Annotated in this window: 21 protein-coding genes; 4 read left to right on the forward strand and 17 right to left on the reverse strand. The window is 65.9% G+C overall.

Translation table 11 applies throughout. The features are described 5' to 3' along the window. Positions 1 to 196: 196 nt before the first annotated feature. Genes minE through minC form a run of 3 tightly spaced genes read right to left on the reverse strand, consistent with a single transcriptional unit; the run spans position 197 to position 2,039 of the window. Positions 197 to 460 carry a cell division topological specificity factor MinE gene (minE, locus tag OCK02_RS22590; protein WP_230807742.1) on the reverse strand — a complete coding sequence of 88 codons (264 nt, stop codon included), beginning with the start codon at positions 458 to 460 and terminating at the stop codon, positions 197 to 199. Continuing rightward, a complete protein-coding gene (gene minD / locus OCK02_RS22595) occupies positions 457 to 1,272 on the reverse strand; it encodes a septum site-determining protein MinD (RefSeq protein ID WP_230807741.1) in 816 nt (271 codons plus the stop codon). The genes minE and minD overlap by 4 nt, the downstream gene beginning before the upstream one ends. A 32-nt stretch (positions 1,273 to 1,304) precedes the next feature. Beyond that, positions 1,305 to 2,039 carry a septum site-determining protein MinC gene (minC, locus tag OCK02_RS22600; RefSeq protein WP_263815046.1) on the reverse strand — a complete coding sequence of 245 codons (735 nt, stop codon included), beginning with the start codon at positions 2,037 to 2,039 and terminating at the stop codon, positions 1,305 to 1,307. 335 nt (positions 2,040 to 2,374) lie between these two features. On the opposite strand from minC, the gene OCK02_RS22605 reads away from it, so the two are divergent. Then, a complete protein-coding gene (locus OCK02_RS22605) occupies positions 2,375 to 3,397 on the forward strand; it encodes an LLM class flavin-dependent oxidoreductase (RefSeq protein WP_263814966.1) in 1,023 nt (340 codons plus the stop codon). Positions 3,398 to 3,436: 39 nt separating this feature from the next. On the opposite strand, the gene OCK02_RS22610 is transcribed toward OCK02_RS22605, so the two are convergent. The 8 genes from OCK02_RS22610 to OCK02_RS22645 form a co-directional block, all read right to left on the reverse strand. Further along, a complete protein-coding gene (locus tag OCK02_RS22610; RefSeq protein WP_263814967.1) occupies positions 3,437 to 4,543 on the reverse strand; it encodes a mannitol dehydrogenase family protein in 1,107 nt (368 codons plus the stop codon). 19 nt (positions 4,544 to 4,562) lie between these two features. Next, entirely contained in the window at positions 4,563 to 5,558 is a 996-nt protein-coding gene (locus OCK02_RS22615; RefSeq protein ID WP_263814968.1) for a Gfo/Idh/MocA family protein, read from the reverse strand. Further along, the gene (locus OCK02_RS22620) at positions 5,555 to 6,436 is read right to left on the reverse strand and encodes a sugar phosphate isomerase/epimerase family protein (RefSeq protein WP_263814969.1); all 882 of its coding nucleotides are present in this window, start codon (positions 6,434 to 6,436) and stop codon (positions 5,555 to 5,557) included. The genes OCK02_RS22615 and OCK02_RS22620 overlap by 4 nt, the downstream gene beginning before the upstream one ends. 22 nt (positions 6,437 to 6,458) lie before the next feature. Continuing rightward, on the reverse strand, positions 6,459 to 7,292 hold the full coding sequence (locus OCK02_RS22625) for a carbohydrate ABC transporter permease (protein WP_230807736.1): 834 nt from the start codon (positions 7,290 to 7,292) through the stop codon (positions 6,459 to 6,461). Further along, a complete protein-coding gene (locus tag OCK02_RS22630) occupies positions 7,289 to 8,209 on the reverse strand; it encodes a carbohydrate ABC transporter permease (RefSeq protein ID WP_263814970.1) in 921 nt (306 codons plus the stop codon). Before OCK02_RS22630 ends, OCK02_RS22625 begins: the two co-directional genes overlap by 4 nt. Positions 8,210 to 8,300: 91 nt before the next feature. Beyond that, positions 8,301 to 9,497, reverse strand: a complete 1,197-nt coding sequence (locus tag OCK02_RS22635) for an ABC transporter substrate-binding protein (RefSeq protein ID WP_263814971.1) — start codon at positions 9,495 to 9,497, stop codon at positions 8,301 to 8,303. Positions 9,498 to 9,527: 30 nt separating this feature from the next. Continuing rightward, a complete protein-coding gene (locus OCK02_RS22640; protein ID WP_263814972.1) occupies positions 9,528 to 10,517 on the reverse strand; it encodes an alpha/beta hydrolase in 990 nt (329 codons plus the stop codon). Further along, the gene (locus OCK02_RS22645) at positions 10,514 to 11,203 is read right to left on the reverse strand and encodes a GntR family transcriptional regulator (RefSeq protein WP_263814973.1); all 690 of its coding nucleotides are present in this window, start codon (positions 11,201 to 11,203) and stop codon (positions 10,514 to 10,516) included. The genes OCK02_RS22640 and OCK02_RS22645 overlap by 4 nt, the downstream gene beginning before the upstream one ends. Positions 11,204 to 11,304: 101 nt before the next feature. Between OCK02_RS22645 and OCK02_RS22650 the strand changes: the two genes are divergently transcribed. Further along, entirely contained in the window at positions 11,305 to 12,387 is a 1,083-nt protein-coding gene (locus OCK02_RS22650; RefSeq protein WP_263814974.1) for an ABC transporter ATP-binding protein, read from the forward strand. Between the two features lie 148 nt (positions 12,388 to 12,535). Next, on the forward strand, positions 12,536 to 13,744 hold the full coding sequence (locus OCK02_RS22655) for an HPP family protein (RefSeq protein WP_263814975.1): 1,209 nt from the start codon (positions 12,536 to 12,538) through the stop codon (positions 13,742 to 13,744). A gap of 81 nt (positions 13,745 to 13,825) precedes the next feature. On the opposite strand, the gene OCK02_RS22660 is transcribed toward OCK02_RS22655, so the two are convergent. The 6 genes from OCK02_RS22660 to OCK02_RS22685 form a co-directional block, all read right to left on the reverse strand. Next, the gene (locus tag OCK02_RS22660; RefSeq protein ID WP_263814976.1) at positions 13,826 to 14,281 is read right to left on the reverse strand and encodes an RpiB/LacA/LacB family sugar-phosphate isomerase; all 456 of its coding nucleotides are present in this window, start codon (positions 14,279 to 14,281) and stop codon (positions 13,826 to 13,828) included. Positions 14,282 to 14,293: 12 nt separating this feature from the next. Then, positions 14,294 to 15,064, reverse strand: coding sequence for a triose-phosphate isomerase (locus OCK02_RS22665; RefSeq protein ID WP_263814977.1), 771 nt, complete (start codon positions 15,062 to 15,064; stop codon positions 14,294 to 14,296). A gap of 49 nt (positions 15,065 to 15,113) precedes the next feature. Next, positions 15,114 to 16,055: a sugar-binding transcriptional regulator gene (locus tag OCK02_RS22670; protein WP_263814978.1), complete on the reverse strand. Its 942-nt coding sequence runs from the start codon at positions 16,053 to 16,055 to the stop codon at positions 15,114 to 15,116. A gap of 157 nt (positions 16,056 to 16,212) precedes the next feature. Further along, positions 16,213 to 17,145 carry a sugar phosphate isomerase/epimerase family protein gene (locus tag OCK02_RS22675; RefSeq protein ID WP_263814979.1) on the reverse strand — a complete coding sequence of 311 codons (933 nt, stop codon included), beginning with the start codon at positions 17,143 to 17,145 and terminating at the stop codon, positions 16,213 to 16,215. Between the two features lie 23 nt (positions 17,146 to 17,168). Beyond that, positions 17,169 to 18,680, reverse strand: coding sequence for a glycerol-3-phosphate dehydrogenase (locus OCK02_RS22680; RefSeq protein ID WP_263814981.1), 1,512 nt, complete (start codon positions 18,678 to 18,680; stop codon positions 17,169 to 17,171). A 75-nt stretch (positions 18,681 to 18,755) separates the two neighbouring features. After that, on the reverse strand, positions 18,756 to 20,306 hold the full coding sequence (locus OCK02_RS22685; protein ID WP_263814982.1) for an FGGY-family carbohydrate kinase: 1,551 nt from the start codon (positions 20,304 to 20,306) through the stop codon (positions 18,756 to 18,758). 868 nt (positions 20,307 to 21,174) lie between these two features. On the opposite strand from OCK02_RS22685, the gene OCK02_RS22690 reads away from it, so the two are divergent. After that, positions 21,175 to 21,831 (forward strand): DUF2291 family protein, encoded by a 657-nt coding sequence (locus tag OCK02_RS22690; protein ID WP_263814983.1) that lies wholly within the window; start codon positions 21,175 to 21,177, stop codon positions 21,829 to 21,831. Positions 21,832 to 21,833: the final 2 nt, after the last annotated feature.

Here is a 21,833-nt window from a genome sequence, read left to right on the forward strand (position 1 = left end):
GATCGGGGGCTGATCATCCGTGCCAGTGTCGCGTTTCTAACTGGCCGACAGCGTCGCAGCCCTATTCAGCTTTGACATTACATGTAGCCCGGGTACATTCTATTTCCAAGTTTGAAGCGCGGCGGCTTCCGAACTTCGGCCTCCAGAAGGTCGAGCTCGATCCGCGAGGTCCCCTCGCGGATCGAGGCATCCTCCGTCAGGCCGCTTTGACGTTGACGGTGACCGGGATCTCGATGTCGACTTCGAGGGTGGTCACGTGTTCGCCGCGTTCCATCTTCACGCTCACGCGTTCGTCGTCGATCTCGACGTGCTTCGCGATGACGGCGAGGATTTCCTCGCGGAGGATCGCAACGAGGTCCGACTGGCCGACGGACGCCCGTTCGTGAGCCAGAAGCACCTGCAAGCGTTCCCGTGCCGTCGGCGCCGAGGTCTGCTTGCGGAAGAGGTTGAAAATGCTCATGCTGCCCTCCGTCCGAAAATCTTGCCGAGGAAACCGCGCTTCTCGCCCGGAATGGTCATCGGCACGGTCTCGCCGGCCAGGCGGCGGGCCGCGTCGAGATAGGCGAGCGCAGGCGCGCTGCGGTTATCGGCCAGCGTCACCGGCGCACCGATGTTGGAGGCCTTCAGCACGTCCATGCTTTCGGGAACGATGCCGAGCAGCGGGATCGACAGGATTTCCAGGACGTCGTCGACCTTCAGCATGTCGCCGCGTTCGGCCCGCAGGGCGTCGTAGCGGGTGAGCAGCAGGTGTTTCTCCATCCGCTCGCCGCGCTCGGCCTTTTCCGTCTTGGCGTCGAGCAGGCCGATGATACGGTCGGAATCGCGAACCGACGAGACCTCCGGATTGGTGACGACCACGGCGACGTCGGCGTGCCGCATGGCCAGCGTCGCGCCGCGTTCGATGCCGGCGGGGCTGTCGCAGATGATCCAGTCGAACTGTTCTTTCAGCTCGTTCATGACCTTCTCGACGCCCTCGGGCGTCAGGCTGTCCTTGTCGCGGGTCTGCGAGGCCGGCAGCAGAAAGAGCGTGTCGAGCCGCTTGTCGCGGATCACCGCCTGCGTCAGCTTCGCATCGCCTTGGATGACGTTGACCAGATCGTAGACGACCCGGCGCTCGGCGCCCATGACGAGATCCAGGTTGCGCAGACCGACGTCGAAATCCACGACGACGGTCTTCTCGTTGCGCTGGGCAAGAGCTGCCCCGAGCGCGGCGCTCGAAGTCGTCTTGCCGACGCCGCCCTTGCCCGATGTTACCACGACTACTTTCGCCATCTTCCCGCTCCTGTTGCTGGCCGGCAGCCGGCTCAGTTGAGTCTTTCCGCCTTGATCGAATCGCCCTCGAGCCAAAGCTGCACCGCCTGGCCGCGCAGATCCGGCGCCATGTCCTCGGCGGTCTTGTAGACGCCGTCGATCGCCAGCAGTTCCGCTTCCAGTCTTCGGCAGAAGATCCGCGCCCCGGTGTTGCCGACCGAGCCGGCGAGCGCCCTGCCCCGCAGCGTGCCGTAGATATGCACCGACCCGCCGGCGATGATTTCGGCGCCCGAGGCGACGGATCCGATCACCGTGACGTCGCCTTCCGGAAAGATCACCGACTGGCCGGAACGCACCGGATCCCTGACGATCATCGATGCGGGCGCCCTGGCGATCTGCACCTCCTGGCGGACGTCTGCCGGCTTTGCAGCCTCGACTGTTGCCGGCTCGACCGCCGGCACCTCGATGTCCGGGGCGGGTCGCCCGCCCCGCATCGCCGGGGGCATGCCGGGCTCGAACAGCGACGGCCGCCCGCCCTCGATGCCCATGACGCGCACGTTGCGTCCGGCAAGTTCGTCCAGCAAGGCCTTCAACTGGTGCCGGTCGATGTCGAGATCGGCGACGTCCAGAATGATCGGCCGCTCCAGGAAGAAGCCCGCCGAACGACTTGCGAGGTCGTCGAGGCGCGCCAGCCATTCGTTGAGCGGCAGCTCCGGCGAAAGCATGAGCGCCAGGAAGGAGCGGCCCTTGATACGGATCGAGCGAGCGTCTGTTAACACGTTGGAAATCTTCGTTAATTTTTCGTTCTCGATACCTACGCGATTCACGGTTAACAAAAGGTTAACATGGCCTCGTTCGCCACCGGTCGCGTTAGGAAAATTTGGCCGTCGGGGACCATCCGGCCAGCGACGGTTGCGCGGTCGCCGGGCATGCGCGCGCAGCGTCAGGCGCTGCACCGTCAACCCTCTCCGAACCGCGAGCCAGGCCACTGCGTGGTACCGCGACGTTGTCGCAACCACAGGCATCGCCGGCTGAACAGAGCGTTCTGTTTTCCAAGGCTGTCGCCCTGTCGCGTCTTGTGTCATCAAGGGCCTGACACAAGGCAACACCGGACGAAAAGATCATGAAGAAAATCGGCTTCCTTTCCTTCGGCCACTGGGCCCCCTCTCCCCAGTCGCAGACCCGCTCGGCGGGCGATGCGCTCCTGCAGTCCATCGATCTCGCGGTTGCGGCGGAAGAGCTCGGCGCCGACGGCGCCTATTTCCGCGTCCATCATTTTGCCCGGCAGCTCGCCTCCCCCTTCCCGCTTCTGGCTGCCGTCGGCGCGAAGACGAAGACGATCGAGATCGGCACCGCGGTCATCGACATGCGCTACGAGAACCCGCTCTACATGGCCGAGGATGCCGGTGCTGCCGACCTGATCGCCGGCGGCCGGCTGCAGCTCGGCATCAGCCGCGGCTCGCCCGAGCAGGTGATCGACGGCTGGAAATACTTCGGCTACCAGCCGCAGGAGGGCGCGACCGACGCCGATATGGGCCGCAATCACGCCGAGGTGCTGCTCGAAGCGCTGAAGGGCAACGGCTTCGCAAAGCCCAACCCGCGCCCGATGTTCCCCAACCCGCCGGGCCTTCTGCGCCTGGAACCCTATTCGGAGGGCCTGCGCGAGCGGATCTGGTGGGGTGCGGGCTCGAACGCCACGGCCGTGTGGGCGGCAAAGCTCGGCATGAACCTGCAGAGCTCGACCCTGAAGGACGACGAGACGGGCGAACCGTTCCATGTGCAGCAGGCGGCCCAGATCCGCGCCTATCGCGAGGCGTGGAAGGAAGCCGGCCATGCCCGCACGCCGCGTGTCTCCGTCAGCCGCAGCATCTTCGCGCTCGTCGACGATCGTGACCGCGCCTATTTCGGGCAGAGCGGCAAGGAGCAGGATTCGATCGGTTTCATCGACGAGAACACGCGGGCGATCTTCGGCCGCTCCTACGCGGCGGAGCCGGGCCGGCTGGTGGAGCAGCTTGCCGCGGACGAGGCCGTCGCCGAAGCCGATACGCTGCTCCTGACCGTCCCCAACCAGCTGGGCGTCGACTACAACGCCCATGTCATCGAGGCGATCCTGAAGCACGTCGCCCCGGCCCTCGGCTGGCGATAGCGGCCGGCATCAGTCGGGCGGACCGCAGCGGACGATCGTTCAGACGGCGCCGGCGCGGCCGATGATCGCCGTGAGCTTCGGGAAGTCGCCGTCGTAGCCGGCCGTCCGGGCAAGCTCGATGAAGGCGACGATCCGGCGCTGGACCTTCTGGGCATGGCTCTGGGCGATGTCCGAAAGCTTGTGGTCGAGGAAGGGATTGGCAAACCGCTCCAGCGTGGTCGCAAGATAGGCCGCCGCCTCGTCGCGGCGACCAAGGGCGCCGAACGCCGGCAGGACCTCGCTGCGGTAGATCTCCCCAAGCTCGGTCTCGACCTCGGGCACGGTGATGAACTCACGAACGATCGCCTGCGCCGGCGCGCCGCGCCGGGCCCACAGGTCCACCAGAGCGGTATGGCCGAGATTGAGGATGTGCAGTTTCAGCGTCTCGATCTCCCGGAGATCGTCGACGAGCCGGATCGCAGGGTGCGCGCACGGCACGACCAGGCCCGGCGTCCGCTCGATCGCCCATAGCGCATAAGGCTCGGCCACCGCACCCGCCGGCTCGATCGGCGCTGATACGATGCGGTCGACGAGGCTCGAGGCCCAGATCGTCTCCTCCCCGATATAGCGCAACAGGTCGGCGGAGGCGTTGTTGGCCGCGGCGATCGCCAGGACCAACCCCTGAAGCACCTTGCCATTGTCGGCAATCAGTTCCATCGGCAGGATGGTCAGGGGACGTCCGCCCTCGGCGTGGCGAGCGGCCAGGAGATGGTAAAGCTTGGCGGGAAAGCTCATCGCCGGCGAGAAGGCGGAGAGTGCGTCCTCCGCCTTGCTTTCGTATCCGGAATCGCCGGTGTTGGAGAGGACGTAGCCCGCCTCTTCCACGAACACGCGCCGGACATCCTCATAGTCCTCCGTCATCGACAGGCAGCGTCTGACCGAGGTGACGCGATGCTCCTCATCGACCACCTGGCCGTCCTGCCGGCCGCGGATCCGGACCGGATAGCCTTCCGGCGCGGCGAGCGCGGCAAGCCGCCCTGCCCTTGCCGGATCGCCCGAGGTCTGCACGACCGTGATCGTCCGTGCCGGCGTTCCCTCCGACAGGAACAGGTCGGCATGGGCCTGCAGGAACCGGCTGGTGCCGAACTGGATGACGGGGGTCTTCATGGTCTGCCTTTCGTTGCGCTCAGAGCGCCAGTTCGCGGCGAAGTGTCTCCAGCCGTTCCATCGCCACGACGCCGTCATGGATGGTGGGGGCAGCGGTCTCCGCACCGCCGAGTGCGGGAATGACGTCGGCCAGCAGCGAGAAATAGCCCTTCGGGTCCTCGTTGGCGGCCGCGGTGAAGTTCGGTTTCCATGTCAGGCTATCGACCGTATCGGAAAGCGTCGCCAGCGGATCGTCCACCTTGAACGGCGGATTGCGGTTCCAGCGAACCTCGATGACGTTATCGACCTCGATGCGCTGGTGATCGCCCATGATCTCGATGCGCTCGACAGGTGCACCGCGTGACTGGATCGTGCCCATGGCGACGGTGCCGATCGCGCCGCATTCGAAATCGAAGTTGATATGGAACAGCACCTTGCCGGGATCCTTCTCCACCTTGCGGGCCGAAAGCTTCTTCACCGGGGAGACGAGGAAGGAGACGAGGTCCATGTAGTGGACGCAATGGTGCAGGAAGAAGCCGGTATAGTCCACGTTCCCCGCGAAGTAACCGGGCGCGGTCATGTAGTAGCCGGTGAGGCCCAGCACGTCGCCGAAGCGGCCCGAGCGCAGGATGTTGGCGGCGATCTTGTTGCCGGCCGAATAGCGCTTCATGAAGCCGACGAGAAGCGGCTTGCCGGATCTCTCCGATGCCGCAAGCAACTCGCGGGCGCCGGCGGCGCTGCCTGACGGCGGCTTTTCCATGAACACCGGCAGCCCGCGCTCCAGCGCCATCTTGCCGAAGGCGAGATGCTGGTCGGGGCCGACCGCCATGCCGACCGCGTCGATGCCGCGGGTGCCGATCAGTTCCTCCGCATCGCTCGTCAGCCTCGAGACGCCGAACTGCCGGCCGGCGGAGGCAAGGCGCTTGCCGTCGATGTCGCAGAGTGCGACCAGCTCGACGTCGTGGCGGACGAGCTGGGGCAAAAGCATCTGGGTGGCATGGATGCCGCACCCGATCCAACCAATCTTCAGTGTCATCGGCGATATTCCGTCAGTGTGATGTGGGACTTGATGAATTCGGCAGAGGCCGCAAGCCGCGCGCTCTCGTCCTCGTGCGGCGGGCGCCACTGCGCAAAGGGAACGCCGAAGCGGTCGTCGTTGCGGCGGAAGGGCTCGAGCGAGACCGGCCCTTCATAGCCGATCTCGTGCAGCGCCCGGAACACCTCGACCCAGTCGGTCGCGCCCGTGCCGGGAAAGCCGCGATGGTTCTCGTTGGCCTGGAAATGGACGACACGCTTGCCGCCGAGCCGGATCGCCTCGGCGATCGAAGCTTCCTCCATGTGCATGTGGAAGGTGTCGAGCATCAGCTGGACGGCAGGATGATCGACGGCATCCAGAAGCTCGATCGCCTGCTGCGTCGTGCAGAGCACGTCGCTCTCGAAGCGGTTCAGCGGCTCGACCGCAAGGATCACGCCGAGCTTTTTGGCATGATCGCCTGCTTCCTTCAGGCCGGCGACGCAGCGCGCCTTGCGGGCAAGCCGTTCCTCCTCGGAAACCGGCTGCGGCGGACGGCCGGCGAAGACCAGCGGATTGCCGGTGAGCGGACCGCCGACGATGGAGCAGCCAAGTGCGGCCGCGCAGTCAGCCGCATATTTCAGGTAGTCGATGCCGGCGCGATGGGCGACGGGGTCGTCGGAAGAGAGGTTGCGCTGCAGGTTGACGCGAGCGGCCAGTACGACGGAGAGGCCGGCATCGGCCAGCGCCCTCTTCGTGTCCTCGAGGTTCAGCTCGCCCGGCTCGGGCACCAGCAGTTCCACGAAGTCGTAGCCGAGTTCGCGCATCTGCGAAAACAGCGGGAAATGCTCGGCCGTGAAAGGCCGCGCATATTGCATGGAGATCAACCCGACGGGGTTCATGGTCAGTCCTCTTCTTTGAAGTTCAGCCCTTCACCGCACCCTGCGTGAGCCCGCCGATCAGGCGGCGCTGGACGAGAAGGAAAAGGATGGTTGCGGGCATGGCGCCGACGACCGCGCCGGCGGCGAGCAGTCCCCACTCGATCTGGTACTCGCCGATCAGCGTCTGGATCGCGACGGTGACCGGGCGGACGTTGCGGCCGCCGAGCGTCAGCGCGTAGAGATATTCGTTCCAGGCGGTGATGAAGATGTAGATCCCGGTGGAGATGATGCCGGGCATCGTCAGCGGCAGCACCACCCGGCGCAGCGCCGTCAGCCGCGAGCAGCCGTCGATCATCGCCGCCTCGTCCAGGCTCCTGGGGATCGCCCCGACATAGCTCGTCAGCATCCATACGGCGAAGGGAATCGCGACCGTGGCATTGGCGAGGACCAGCCCGAAATGCGTATCCAGGATGCCGACGTTCTTCATCAGCACGAACAGCGGCAGGATCAGGAGCACTACCGGGAACATGTTGATCAGCAGGAACTGCAGCATCAGGAGCTTGCGGCCGGCGAAGCGGAAGCGCGAGAAGGCGTAGGCTGCGGTGACCGCCACCGCGAGCCCGAGGATCACAGTGCCGCCGGCGATGATGAGGCTGTCCATCATGTTGCCGAGGAAGGACGTCTGGCGCAGCAGCCGGACGTAGTTGTCGAGGCTCCAGCCGGCGGGCGAAAGCGACACGCCGGTCGCGTTCAGCGCCGCCGTCGGCGTCAGCGAGGTCAGGACCATCCAGGCGAACGGCGCCATGGCGAAGAGCACGATGACCAGAACCGGAAGGTCCGTCGTCAGGATGCGGCGTGCGGTGCCCGGCTTGTTCATCGCTCAACCTCGCGCATGGTGCGGACCAGATAGACGGCGACGATCGCGCCGAGAAGGATGGTGAAGGTGACGGCGATCGCGGTGCCATAGCCGAAGTCCAGGTTCTGCCGTGCCCGCACAAACGCATAGAGCGGCAGCGTATGGGTCGAATAGCCGGGGCCGCCGCCCGTCATGACGAAGATCACGTCCATGGAATTGGCGACCCAGATCACCCTGAGCAGCCCGGCCGTCGCCAGCACCGGCGCGATGCCGGGAAGCGTGATGTGCAGGAACTGCCGCCAGGCGCTCGCGCCGTCGATCGAAGCTGCCTCGTACTGGCTCTTCGGAATGCCCTGCAGTCCGGCCAGGATCATCACGGCGAAGAAGGGAAAGCCCTGCCAGGTCAAGGTGGCGATGATCGCGTAGAGCGCGAGGTTGGGATCGGCGAGCCAGGGAACGGCACTCTGCACGATCGAGAGATAGAGGAGGATGTCGTTCAGCACGCCCGTGTTCGGATCGTAGATCCAGCGCCACATCAGCGCGATTACGACGCTCGGCAGCGCCCAGGGAATGATGATCAGCGCGCGTGCGAGACCGCGCCAGGGAAACTCGCGGTTCAGAAGCAGCGCGGTGACCAGGCCGAGGCCCATCTGCAACGGCACCGTCAGTCCGATCCAGATCGCGGTGTTCCAGAGCGCCGTCCAGAAGACCGGATCGGCGAACAGCTTGACGTAGTTGCCGAAGCCGACGAAGCGGCTGGCGTTGGGCTTCCACAGGACGAGGTCGTAGAAGCTGGTTACGACCGCCTGCACCATCGGCATGAAGACGATGAATACCGTCACCAGCACCGCCGGCGCCAGGAGCATGTAGGGCATCAGCCGCGTGCTCCAGGGGGACGGGATCGCTTTGTCGGCAACGGTGGTGGTGATCGCGGTCATCGGATTTCGGTTCCTTGCCCTTCGAGGCTGGGATCGATCCCCCACCCGCCCTGACGCTGCAGGTGGGGGATGTGCTGGAGGCTGCGGCGTTTTACTGCGCGAAGAGCCCTTCCAACTGCTCCATCATCTGCTGGGACGTGATCTGTCCTGTCAGCGCCTGCTGCATGGCGACCTGCCATGCGGTGTTGACGAACTCCGACGTCGCCGGCGTCTGCGGCAGCACATGCGCAAACGGCAGCGACCGCACGGTGGCATCGACGAAGCGGCGCTCATGCAGGTTCCAGTTTTCCGAGCCGCTCTTGGTCACGGTCATCTGGCCGGTCGCCTTGTTGAAGGCGACGTTGTTCTCGCCCTCGGCGAGGAACGAGATCCACTTCCAGGCCGCATCCTTCACCTCCGACGAGGAGAAGATCGCCAGCGACTCGTCGCCGTAGGACGTCCAGCGGTTGCCGCTGCACTCCGGCACCGGCACGGCCGAGACCTTGTCGCCCAGCGCCTTCACCATGTCGTTGGACGAGCCGATATGATGGATGGTCATCGCCGTGGTGCCAGCCTTGAAGGCGCCGGTGATTTCCTGGAAGCCGTCGTTCGGGGCCGATGGCGGAATGACCTTGTCCTTCTGGAAGAGGTCGATCAGCCACTGGTTGGCTGCCACCGCCTTCTCGTTGGTCAGGCCGCCGGGCTTCAGCTCGCCGCCCTGCGAAAGCACGAAGGCGCCCCACTGGTCCCAGCCGCCCTTGCCGCCGCGCAGGCCGAAGCCATAGGTCGTCGGCGCCTTGGTCAGCTTGATCGCCGCGTCGCGGAACTCTTCGCAGGTCTTCGGCGGCTGCAGGCCGGCCTGCTCGAAGAGGTCGGCGCGGTAGTAGAGATAGAGGACGACGTACTGGATCGGCAGGTAGTATTGCTGGCCGTCCGGCCCCTTGTTGAGCTCCAGCAGGTTGTCGAGCAGGTCGGCCTTGCCGGCCCACGCATCGATCTTGTCGCCGAGCGGCTCCAGCGCGCCCATCTCCGCCAGCCGCGGCTGGGCGAACAGCTTCACCATGGCCGCGTCCGGCGCGTTACCGCCGACGAGCGAGGTGTAGAGCGTGTCGTAGTAGCTGTTCCACGGCACGTTCTCGGCCTCGATCGTGATGCCGGGATTGGCCGCCTCGAACTTGGCGACGAGATCGGCCATCGGGTTTTCCGGATTGTCGAAGTGGTACCAGAAGCGCACCGTCTCGGCGGATGCCGTGGACGCCAACAGCGTTGCCGCGAGTGCAACGCCCATGCTGATTTTCCTGAAGTTCATTGTCGTCTCCTCCGTTGAATTCTTGGCCGGCTAGACCGTTGCGGCAGCCATCTTCCGTGCTGCGATCCCGGCAGCGGCAAGTGCCTCCCGTGCCGCTGCGAGATCGATCGTGTTCTGCAGGAACCCGTGCACCACGCCCGGAACGACCGTGACGGTCTCCTTCCTCCCGAGCGCCTGCAGACGTTGGTGTAGCCTCAGCGTGTCGGACAGGAGCGGGTCGACCCCTCCCGCCATCAGGTGCAGTGGCGGCAGCGCGGCAAGCGCCTCGTCGCCGGCTGTGAGTGGACAGGCGAGCGGATCGCCGGATATGTCGGCACCGGCCGGCGCATACCAGGCCCAGTAGCGCTGCATCCTGGCGCGCGTCAGGCCCGGGCCGTTCTCGAACGCCTCGTAGGAAGGCGTGGCAAAGTCCATCGCGTAGTTGCCGTAGAAGAGCAGTGCGCCGGCAACCGGGGTTGGCGCGGCCTCGCGTTGCTCATGAAGCAAGGCTGCCAGAGCAAGATTGGCGCCGGCGGAATCGCCGGCGACGATCAGCGGGCCCGGGAGGACGCCGGCATCCTCCGTTGCCGCAAAGGCCGCCCGCAGGCAGGCCACCACGTCCCGCAAGCCGGACGGATAGGGATTTTCCGGCGCGAGCCTGTAGTCGGGCAGAAGCACCGGCATGCCTGCTGCGACGGCGAGCACACGGGCACAGCGCTCGTGCGTCTCGGGGCTGCAGAACGCGAAACCGCCGCCATGGACATAGAGGATCGCACCGGCAGACCTCCCCTCTGGCACGAGCACGCGCATCCGGCAGCCGGGCGAGCCCAGCGCGGCATTGGCCTCGACCCGGCAGTCCGTCGCCGAGGCCATCGCCGGCAGGTCGATGTTCCAGCGGCGATTGCCCTCCTCCGACAGCGCGCGCCCTTCCGCCGGCGGCAACAGCGTCGGGTCCTGCTGGGGGCCGGCCGCCGCCAGCCGCTCCAACAGGGCGGCCGTTTCCGACGAGAGCGTCGCGTCGAAAGTGCCCGCGCCGGTCATTGGACGAGATCCGGGAAGACGCTGGGACCGAGATCGACGATGGTGGCGATATGGTGACGCAATGCCTCGTCGGCGCGCGCCGGATCGCGGCTCTCGATCGCCTCGATGATGACGGCGTGGCGCTGGGCGGTCGCAAACAGGTCGCGCGGCAACGTGCTGCGGGAAATCTTGAAACGGTGATTGTGGACGAGGCAGCGGTGGAGGATCGGATCGAGCGCCGGCAGGCGCGCATCCTGGAAGATGCGGCGGTGGAAATCGCGGTCCGCGGAGGCAAGCTCCAGTTCGTCGTCGCGCCGGGCCGCGTCCAGCATCTCCGAAAACAGCGCCTTGAGGTCGGCGATCAGCGTGCGGCTCGGCGCCTGGACCACGCGCAGGATGCCGTTGCACTCGATCTGGCGGCGCACGCGGAACATCTCCACGGCCTCGTCCTCCGTGCATTCGGAGACCTGCGTGCCCCTATGCCCCTGGCGCAGTACGAGCCCCTCCTCCTGCAACTGCAGCAGCGCCTCGCGAACGGTTCCCTGGCTGCAGCCGAAATGGGCGGCCAGCTCGAGTTCGGTCAGCGCAGCTCCCGCCGGCAGCACGCCGAGCATGATGTCGCGCTTCAGCGCATTGAAGGCCGCCGCCGATTTGGCGGGCTTTGCAGCGCTTATCCGGACACTCGGCCTTGTCGAAAAATAGGACATCGCAGCTTCCACGGAGTTGCCAATCGACGTTTGTATCATTATTGATATTGATATCGATAGTGTTGGTCAAGAGCCAACATGGACTGCCGGAGGAGAAAACCGTGACCGCCATCGCCTTGAGAAAGATCCGCAAGACATACGGTTCGCTCGCCGTCATCCATAACATCGACATCGACATAGAGAGCGGCGAATTCCTTGTTCTTGTCGGCCCTTCCGGCTGCGGAAAATCGACGTTGCTGCGCATGGTCGCCGGGCTGGAGGAGATTTCCGGCGGCATGCTCGACATCGGCGGCAAGGTGGTGAACGCGCTGCCGCCTTCCGAGCGCGACATCGCCATGGTCTTCCAGGACTACGCGCTCTATCCGCACATGAGCGTGCGCGAGAACATGGCCTTCGGCCTGAAGATGCGCGGAACCGGCGAGAAGGCGATCGACGAACGGGTCTCGACGGCAGCCGACATCCTCAAGATCACCCCCCTCCTCGACCGCAGGCCAGCCCAGCTTTCCGGCGGGCAGCGCCAGCGCGTGGCGATGGGACGCGCGATCGTGCGCGAGCCCTCCGCCTTCCTCTTCGACGAGCCGCTTTCCAACCTCGATGCCGCCCTGCGCGTCGAGATGCGCCTCGAGATCGCCAAGCTGCACAACCGGATGAAGGCGACGACCGTCTACGTCACCCACGACCAGGTCGAGGCGATGACCCTTGCCGACCGGATCGTCGTCCTCAATGCGGGCCGGATCGAGCAGATCGGCAAGCCGCTGGAGCTCTATCACAGGCCGGAAAGCCTCTTCGTTGCCCGCTTCATCGGCAGCCCGACGATGAACACGCTGTCCGCGCAGGTCACGGGCACCGACGGCGTCGAGACAAGACTGACCGTCGCCGGCAGGCAGATCGCCTTGCCGGCAACGACCCGGCCCCAGGCGGCCTCGTCTGGCATGACGCTCGGCATCCGGCCGGAAGACCTCGTTCGCTGTTCGCCGGAGGACGCCTGGTTCACCGGCGATCTCGCCGTCGTCGAACGGCTGGGGAGCCAGACCTACGGCTATGTCGAGATTGGCGAGAGCCGGATGCTGACCGTGGAATTTCCGCGCGAAGCCGAGATCAGGGTCGGCGAGCGGATCCACGTCCGCGGCAATGCGACTGGCACGCATCTCTTTGACGGCGCCAGCGGGTTGCGCCTCAACTGAGGACCGAGCCCGCTGCCAGACGGCGCAACACATTGCATATTTTTCGACCTTCCTGCCCAAATTGGATCAATTTTGCATGCTCACGCGAAAGGCAAATGCTATCTGATCGACCAAATTCCAGCCGCATATGCATTTCCTGCGAGTCTTCATGTCCAAGGCCAGTGCTTTTCTGAAGCGCCTGATCCCCGATATTGCCCCGACCAGCCGGCACGAACGCTTTCGATCGTCCGTGGGCGCGTTCGTGGGCGTTCTCCTGACCGGCCTCGTCAGCACGATGGCCGTGGGGTCCGGCGATGTGAGCCTGCCGCTGCTGATCGCACCCATGGGGGCGTCCGCGGTCCTGCTCTTCGCCGCGCCCACGAGCCCGCTCGCCCAGCCCTGGTCGATCCTCGGCGGAAACACGATCGCCGCCTTCATCGGCGTGAGCTGCGCGCTCGTGATCGGTGACCCGGTCGCCGCCGCAGCGGTCGCCGTGGCACTTGCCATTGCAACCATGATGATGATGGGCTGCCTGCACCCGCCGAGCGGCGCGGTCGCCTTGACGGCCGTTCTCGGCGGCCCGGCGGTTCACGAGGCGGGGTACTGGTTCGTCCTGACGCCCGTCGGCATCAACTCCGCTCTCATCCTGCTCGTGGCCTTCGCCTTCAACAACGCGACCGGGCGGCGCTATCCGCATCTTGCGCCATCAGCCGCCGCCAATCCGCACAACACCGCCGATCCGGTCCCCACGCAGCGGCTGGGCGTCGTGCCGGAGGACCTCCAGGCCGTGCTCGCGCAGTATGACGAGGTGGTCAACATCAGTTCCGACGTGCTTGACGAGCTTCTGCACCAGGCGCAGATCAGGGCCTATCATCGCCGGTCCGGCGAGATCACCTGCAGCGAGGTCATGTCCCGCGACGTGGCGACGGTTTCGCCGCAGACCTCGTTGCGGGAGGCTTGGCGCCTGTTGCTCGAGCACCGGATCAAGGCGCTGCCGGTGGTGACGGAAGCGGACGGGCTGGTCGGCATCGTCACCCAGACCGATTTCATGCACAATTCTGCGCTTGGACGAAACGGACAGTTGCGGTTCGGATTCGGCGACAAGGTCCGCCTCGTCCTCGGAGGCCGTTCGAAGACGCCGCGCACTGTCGCCGACATCATGACGCGGCGCGTCCAGTCGGCGCTTCCCGGGACGATGATCGCCAAGCTGGTGCCGCCCATGGCCGACATGGGCCTCCATCACATGCCGGTCGTGAACGAGCACAACCGCGTCGTCGGCATCGTCACCCAGTCCGATCTGATCGCCGCCCTGTTCCAGCGCCGCACCGAGCAGGCGTCTGCCGACGAGGAAGAAGGCCCCCGGGCCAACGTCGCCTGACCTGCCGCGGCAGGACCGTGGCAGGCCTGTTCGTCAAAGCGGCGATGCCGACGCGCAAGCGCGGCATCGCCGGCGCCACGATCAGCGGGCGTTGTACTTCGCGTCGACGGCGTTGATCGCCTCGACGTTGCCGGCCGAGCGTCCCTTCTCGTCGAAGGTCTGGGCGAGGTAGGCATCGGCGATGGCCTTGGCCAGTTCGGGGCCGATTACCCGGGAACCCATGGTGATGATCTGGGCATTGTTGGAGAGCGCCGCCCGTTCCGCCGAATAGGTGTCGTGGGTCAGCGCCGCACGAATGCCCGGCACCTTGTTGGCGGAGATGCAGACGCCGATTCCGGTGCCGCAGACGAGGATGGCCCTGTCATAGGTGCCATCGATCACGCCCGAGGCCACGCGGTCGGAAAGGTTGGCATAGAAGGCATCGGGACCGGCATCCGTGCGCGAGACCTCGTGCACGTCGAAGCGTTCCTTCAGGTGATCGGCAAGGACCTTGGCGAGGCCTTCGCCCGCGCTGTCTCCGGCTACTGCAAGTTTCATGGCATATCCTCCTTAGAGTTTGGCGGCGCACTTGCCGAGGATGTCGAGGTAGCCTTCGACATTCCAGGCGGAGCGCCCGATGAAGAGCCCGTCGATATGGGGGCAGGTGATCAGTTCCTCGCAGTTACCCGGATTGACCGAGCCGCCGTAGAGGCAGGGGATCCTGCGGCCCAGCACTTCTTCGGCAACGGCGATGATTTCGGCATGGCGCGCGTCGGCATAGTCGGACGTCGCCGGAATGCCCTTTTCGCCAATGGCCCAGACGGGCTCGTAGGCGAGAAGAATCTCGGCCTTCTTCTGCTCCGGCGACAGTTTCGAAAGCGCGCCTCGCACCTGCTGTGCGAGAACCTCGGCGGCGCGGCCGCCTTCGCGCTCCTCCAGCGTCTCGCCGATGCAGATCAGCGGGATGAGACCGTGGCGGACGGCGGCCTCGGTCTTGAGCCCTACCGTCTCGTCGGTCTCGCCGAAATGCTCGCGGCGCTCGGAATGGCCGAGTTCGACGATGTCGAGATTGCAGTCCCTGAGCATCACCGGCGAGACCTCGCCGGTCCACGCACCCTGGTCCGCCCAATGCATGTTCTGCGCACCGACCTTGACCGAAGTATCGGCCAGCATAGCCTTGACTTCGCGCACCGCGGTGAACGGGGGAATGACGAAACGCTGGATCCGCTGGTCACGCGCCCCGTCGGCGGCGCGCAGGCCCTCGGCGAAGACGCGGGCTTCGGCGAGCGTCTTGTTCATTTTCCAGCTGGTGCCGATCCAGAATTGCGGTGCAGTCGTCATGTTTCACGTCCCATGTTGAGGCAGCGCCCGGCGCCGCCCGATGTGTGGTTCATTCCGTTTCGAGAAGCGCGCGGGCCGTGCGCTCGTCCGTGATCAGGCCATGCAGGCGGCGGCTGTTGAGCACAGCCCTGATCGCATTGACCTTGACCAGTCCGCCGGCGAGCGCCACCAGCCGGTCCGTCTTCGATTGCGGGAAAGAGGCGGCGAGCGTGCGGGCGGTCAGCGTCGTGTCGAGGATACGCCCGCGCCCGTCGAAGAAGTAGCCGAGGATTTCGCCGACGCCGCCGGCAGCGGCGATCTCCTCGATCTCCCGCGCCTCGATCATGCCCGACTGGACGAGCTGGGCCTCGGCATCGACCGTTCCCATGCCGACGAACTTCAGGTCGGTATTGTTGGCCATCTCGAACACCTCGCGCACGCCGCGCTGCGCCAGCAGCACCTCGCGGTCGTCAGCGGTGTTGGCGAAGAACGGCACCGGCATGACATAGGCCTGCGTTCCGGTCTTCTCGGCGATGCGGTGCATCACGTCATAGGGGTTGGCGGTGTAGTTCCGCGTCAGGCCGCCCAGCAGCGAGACGAAATGCAGGTCCTTGGCATGAAGGCGTTGCATGTGGTGCACCGCGGCCGAGAGCGTGCGCCCGTGGCCGAGCCCGATCACCCTGTGCTCGCCCCGTTCGATCTCGCGCTTGAGGAAACCGGCGCCGGCCTGGCCGAGCGCCCGAAACGGAACGCCCTCCTCGCCGAGATCGGGCGCCACTTCGCAATAGGCCAGCCCGAACCGTTCGGCGAGCTTCATCTCCAGGTCGACGCACTCGACGATGTCGCCGTCGATCGTCACCTTCACGACGCCGTCCGCCACCGCGCGGGCGATCATGCGGTGTGTCTTCACCGACGGCAGCCCGAGCCGGCGGGCGACCTCGGCCTGGGTCATCCCGGCCACGTAGTGGAGCCAGGCCGCGCGCACGGCAAGTGATTCGTCTGCTTCCGTCATCGGTCGCTACCGGCTTCCTTCTCCATGGCGCTCTTCGCCCGGCATGCCTGCCTCCCGCTTCGTCGAAGCGGTTGATAGAACTGTTCGGTCCCGGACGTCGACCGAAAATGACGATGCACCCGAAAAATCGAGGCCCCGCCAGCGCGTTGCGTGTCGGCTAGACCTTCAGGTCGGCAGCGCCGGTGTCGATATGCGGCGCCCAGAACGCCACGCTCTCGGCGATCTGCCCGATGACCTGCCGGTCGTTCGGCTCCCGCTCCTTGAAGGACAGCTCCAGGCAGATCTCGTTGTCGACGGCACCGCCCTCGGCAAAGGCGGCCAGCAACGGTTCCGGCTGGATGCGGCCCCTGGCATTGAAGTCCGCCGTGAACGGACGATGTCCGCCCTTGTCCATCAGGCTCTGCTTGATGTGGATGATCGGCGACACCTTCGGTACGGCGCGCGCCCAGGCATAGGGGTCGTAGTCGTCGGGGTTGTCCGAGGTGACGTCGCCATGGTCGATGTCGGCCATCATCCACATCGGGATCGCCATGTCCGCCGCCGTCAGCCGTTCCTGCAGGCCGAGGCAGGCGGCAATGGTCTCGCCGAACTCCCGACCGATGCTCATCGGCTCCCAGAAGACATAGTCGAGCCCGGCGGCCTTGCCGTGCTCGGCCACTTCCGCCCAGCAGTCGATCGCGATCTCGATCAGTTCCTCGCGGCGGGCCGGATCGTCGTAGTCCTTGTAGGTGAAGATCGCGAACTGGGTGCCGACCGACGTGCCGCCGAGATCGGCGGTGATGTCGGCGAAGGTCTTGAACCAGTCGACATAATAGCGCCGCACGTCGCGGTCCGGATGGCCGAAATGGTTCAGCCGGCCATAGGGGCCGGTCATGCCCGAGGTCACGCGCACGCCGGTGCGCTGCAGGGCCGCATCCATCTGTCGCGTCAGGCGGCGGATCACCGGCGCCGGCCAGCTCGGATTGATGAACTCATGCGTCAGTTGCAGGTCGCGGATCTTCAGGTCGCGCGCCACCGTGTCGATCAGGCCGTCGGGATCGGCGAACCGGTTCACCAGCGGGTTGGTGTTGAGGGATAGCGTCAAGGCCATGTCGTTCTCCTGTCGGTCCGGCTTCACGCGGCCTGCGCGATCTCGGTTTCGAACCAGGCCCTGAAATCGGCCTTCTGCTGTTCGTTCATGTGCAGGCCCTGCTTGGTGCGACGGACCAGGATGTCGTCCGCACGGCGGGCCCACTCGTTCTCGACCAGGTAGCGGACCTCGGCCTCGTAGAGGGAAGCGCCGAAATGACGGCCGAGACCCGCGACCGACGTCGCGCCGCCGACCACCTTTCCGGTGCGCGCGCCGTAGAGGCGGCCATAGTGGTTGACGAGATCGCGCGGCATCCAGGGATAGCGCTGGCGCAACGTCTCGGAGAAGGCGATGTAGTCCGCATTCGGGATCTCGCCGCCGGGAAGGCTCGCGGCCGCCGTCCAGTCTCCGCCCATCTGCGGGAAGAACTTCGCCAGTCGCTGCAGGGCATGCTCGGAAAGCTTGCGGAAGGTGGTGATCTTGCCGCCGAACACGTTGAGCAGCGGCGCGCCGCCGGTCTCGTCGAGGTCGAAGACATAGTCGCGGGTGACGGCGGACGGGTTGCCCTTGCCGTCGTCGAAGAGCGGGCGAACGCCGGAGAAGCTCTCGATGACGTCGGCGCGGCGCAGCTTTTCCTTGAAGTAGCGGTTGACGGCGGCGAGCAGGTATTCGATCTCGCTCTCGTCCGCCGTCACCTCTTCCGGCTGGCCGTCATAGGGGATGTCGGTCGTGCCGATCAGCGCCTTGTCGCCCTCGTAGGGATTGATGAAGATCACCCGCTTGTCGTGGTTCTGGACGAGATAGGCCTGCTGGCCGCTCCAGAATTTCGGCACGATGATGTGGCTGCCCTTGACGAGGCGGACGTTGCGCCGGCTGTTGGAGCCGGCCACGCGCCCGACGATGTCGTTGACCCAAGGGCCGGCGGCGTTGACGACCGCCTTCGCCCGGACGGTGCGGACCTCGCCGGTCGTCTGGTCGCGCATTTGCACGATCCAGGCGCCCTGGTCGCGCTTGGCGCTGAAACAGGCCGTGCGGGTGAGTACCGTGGCACCCTTTTCGGCGGCGTCGACCGCATTCAGGACGACGAGGCGCGCGTCGTCCACCCAGCAGTCCGAATATTCGAAGCCCCTAGTATATTCGTCGAGGATCGGCGCACCTTCCGGATCGCGCCTCAGGTCGAGTGTGCGCGTGCCCGGCAGGCGCTTGCGGCCGCCGAGATGATCGTAGAGGAACAGGCCGAGGCGAACCAGCCAGGCCGGCCGGTCGTTCGGGCTGTGCGGCAGGACGAAACGCATCGGCCAGATGATGTGGCTGGCGGAATTCAGCAGCACCTCGCGCTCGATGAGGGCTTCGCGGACGAGACGGAACTCGTAGTATTCGAGATAGCGCAAGCCCCCGTGGACCAGCTTGCCGGAACGCGAAGACGTGCCCTCCGCCAGATCGTCCTTCTCGCAGAGGATGACCGACAGACCGCGACCAGCCGCGTCGCGGGCGATCCCGGCACCGTTGATGCCGCCGCCGATGACAACCAGGTCGTAGATGGTGTTCTCTGTCATTTCCTGCTCCTTCGGATGCGCGTCCGGCATCCCGTGTCGTTCCGTTCCGCCGGTCGCGACGGTTCGCCGATGCTGCTAGCGTCCGGCGAGCGCGTCCCATACGGGCACAAGCCCCAGCCGCGCCTGCCGATAGGCGCCGTAGAGGCGGTCCATGCGGTCTGCCTGCTCGGCATCAGGCGGCTCTGGGCGGCCGAGAAGCGGCGTCACCCATTCGGCAATGCAATCGTCCATCGTGGGGTAGGCGCCGATCGCGACGGCCGCCATCATCGCAACGCCCGCAGCCCCCGCCTCCTCGCGCCCGGAGACGCGCAGCGGCGCCCTGACCGCGGCCGACAGCACGCCGCGCAGGGCCGACGAGCGCGAAGCCCCTCCGGTCAGGCGCAGCTCGGCCGGTGTGTCGCCCATCGCCGCGTAGCAATCGCGCGTCGCAAGGCCGAGCCCTTCGACCACGGCGCGCACCAGGTCCGGGAACCGGTGCCGCGAGGACAGGCCGATGAAGCCGGCCCGGGCATCGGCATTGACGAAGGGACCGCGTTCGCCGGCCTCGGAGATATAGGGGTGATAGAGCACGGCCCCCGGCGCGCTGGCCGCAAACCAGCCGTCGATGCGGGGAATGAGATCGGACAGGTTCGTCTCGCGGCCGCCCTCCGCCATCAGGTCGGCGGCAAGCTGCAGCACCCAGTCGATATTGATGGTGGCGCTCATGTTGGTCTGGACTTGCGTGACGATCCCCGGCAGCGGCAGGGCGATGACATAGCCGGTGCCTTCCGCATTGAGCTGCACGTCGGGAACCGCCTTTGCGCGCATGTGCACGCCGGTCGAACCGACCGTCGAACAGGCGGCGTTCTCGCCGCCGGAGCGCACGCCGGCGCCGAGCGCCGTCATCACCATGTCGACATAGCCGAGACACACCGGCGTTCCGGCCAGCAGGCCCGATGCCGCTGCCGCGGCGGGCGTCAGCGGATGCGTCGTCTCGGTCCCCTCGATGATCTCGGGCAGGAGCGCACGCCGGTGGGACAGGCCGAGCGCCTCGATGACGGTGTCGTCATAGCGGCGGCTGCGGAAGTTGCCGAAGGTGAAGCTCGCCTCGGAGGGATCGGTGGCACGCACGCCGGTGAGGTTGAGATAGAGCCAGTCCTTGCAGTGCAGGGCGACCTCCGCCCGGCCCAGAAGATCGGGCACATGGCGATCCATGTGCGCCATCTGCGTTCCCTGCTGGCAGGTATTGAGGCCGGTTCCCGTCGCCTCGAAGCGCGCCCGGTTCATGGCGCCGGCGGCAAGCTGCCGGACCGTTGGCGCCGCGCGGGCATCCAGCCACAGCCAGGCATCGCCCACCGGCTCGTTGCCGGCGCCGACGAGCCAGGTGCCGTCGCCCTGGCCGGTCACCGCGATCGCCGCCGTGCGCCGGGCAAGGCCAGGCAGCTTCTCCGAAAGTCCGCGAAGCGCCGTCAGGCAATCCTGCCAGGTCTGCGCCAGCGACTGCGTCGCCGCGCCGTCCTCCGCCATGGAATAATTGTTGCGCGCCGATGCCACGGCGAGCTGCCTGCCGCCGATCTCGAAGGCAACGGCCTTGATGACCGACGTCCCCGCATCGATGCCGATGATCACCCGGCTGTCGTCAGCCATGAACAGCCCTCCCGCCGAGCGGGACGGACGAGGGCATGAAGGCGCCCGCCAGAAACATGTCAAATCCTCCCTGCCCGCTCAGGCCCGCCGGAGGCAGGCACCAGGCACGATCAGCTTCGATGCGCCCTTCCCGCGCACCCTCCCCGGCAAGAGCGGGGAGCCATACGAACAGACATTCGCCGTCCCGACTGTCTTATATCACAAACATATCACCATCAACGTAATATTTTTCTGGCGTCGTAATTTTTTTCATATAAGATAGCCGACACCAAATGAGAAACCCATGCAGCACAGCTTGACGGGATCTCGGCACGTCCGCCGGCAAGGCGGCATCAAAGGGAGAGGGACAACAGACAGTCGGGCGGATCATAATCCCTGTATTTCAATGCTTTATATCATCGTCCGACATTTCGATTTCTTGCGGGATCAGTAGTTGCCGGACGGCGTTGCAGCAAAAATCTTCGGTTGCGCAGCCGCGTCATCGGGCGCCGGGGCAGCAGGAAGCGCAGGCGGAAGCGAGACGCAGGAATGATCGCCCGGTTGAAACGGGTCCGGTAATTATAACATCATTGGCGACATTGGTACCATTTTGATATCATATGTCGCCGACGTGGCGGGCAGAAATGCCCTTCGACAAACGGGCGAGTGGAGGAAACGGCGCGCCCGAACCACAGGAGGAGGCAATCCCAATGATCATCGCCGACGCACGGGCCCTCGCCCGCCGGGACACCCTGCGCACAGCGTCCGGACGCACATCCTGACAGGCTGAGCGGCCTGGCGCCGATGGCGGCCGGTTCCCGCACTGCCATGTCGGGCGTCGCCGGCCGCATCGCCGCATCGTCAGCATTTCCAGTGAAGGTCGATTGAAATGAGCACACCAACCGAAGTCACCATCCGCAAGCCGACCCGGTTTTCGCCTGCGTTGCTCACCAGCCTCGCCGCGGCCGTCGTCGTCCTCGGCGCCATCGCCATCGACACGACCGTGGTCCGGATCGGCTCGGAGAACGACGTCCGCCAGCAGGGCTTCTCGGCCGAGACCTACGGCGCGGAGGAATTTCCGAAGGTGAAGGTGAGCATCGAGGAGCGCGCCGCCCCGGCCGTGGAGGTCGCGACCGCGATCGCCGCCGACAAGGTCGCCGCCGGCGAGAAATACGGCGTAGCGACGAGCATCGGCCCCGTCATTCCCGTGACCTTCACCGCGACCGTGGGCGAGCGCAAGTCCAACTACCACACGATGACGATCGACGGCCTTCCGGGCGAACTGACGGTCCGCGTCCAGACGGGCCCGGCGGTCAACGGAACGGATCTGCGCGATGCGACCGGTACAATCGAATTCGGCCAGTTCAAGAACCAGATCGAGTATCAGGACGCCGGCTCGGCCCTGAACAACGAAATGAAGAAGGCCGTGCTGGCCGGCGTCGACGTCGAGAACCTCACCGGCAAGACCGTGGATATCACGGGCGTCTTCAAGCTCGTCAACCCGAAGAGCTGGCTGGTCACGCCGGTGAAGCTGGAAGTGAAGTGAGC

The sequence above is a fragment of the Rhizobium sp. TRM96647 genome, from assembly GCF_025780115.1.
Lineage (GTDB): Bacteria > Pseudomonadota > Alphaproteobacteria > Rhizobiales > Rhizobiaceae > Mycoplana.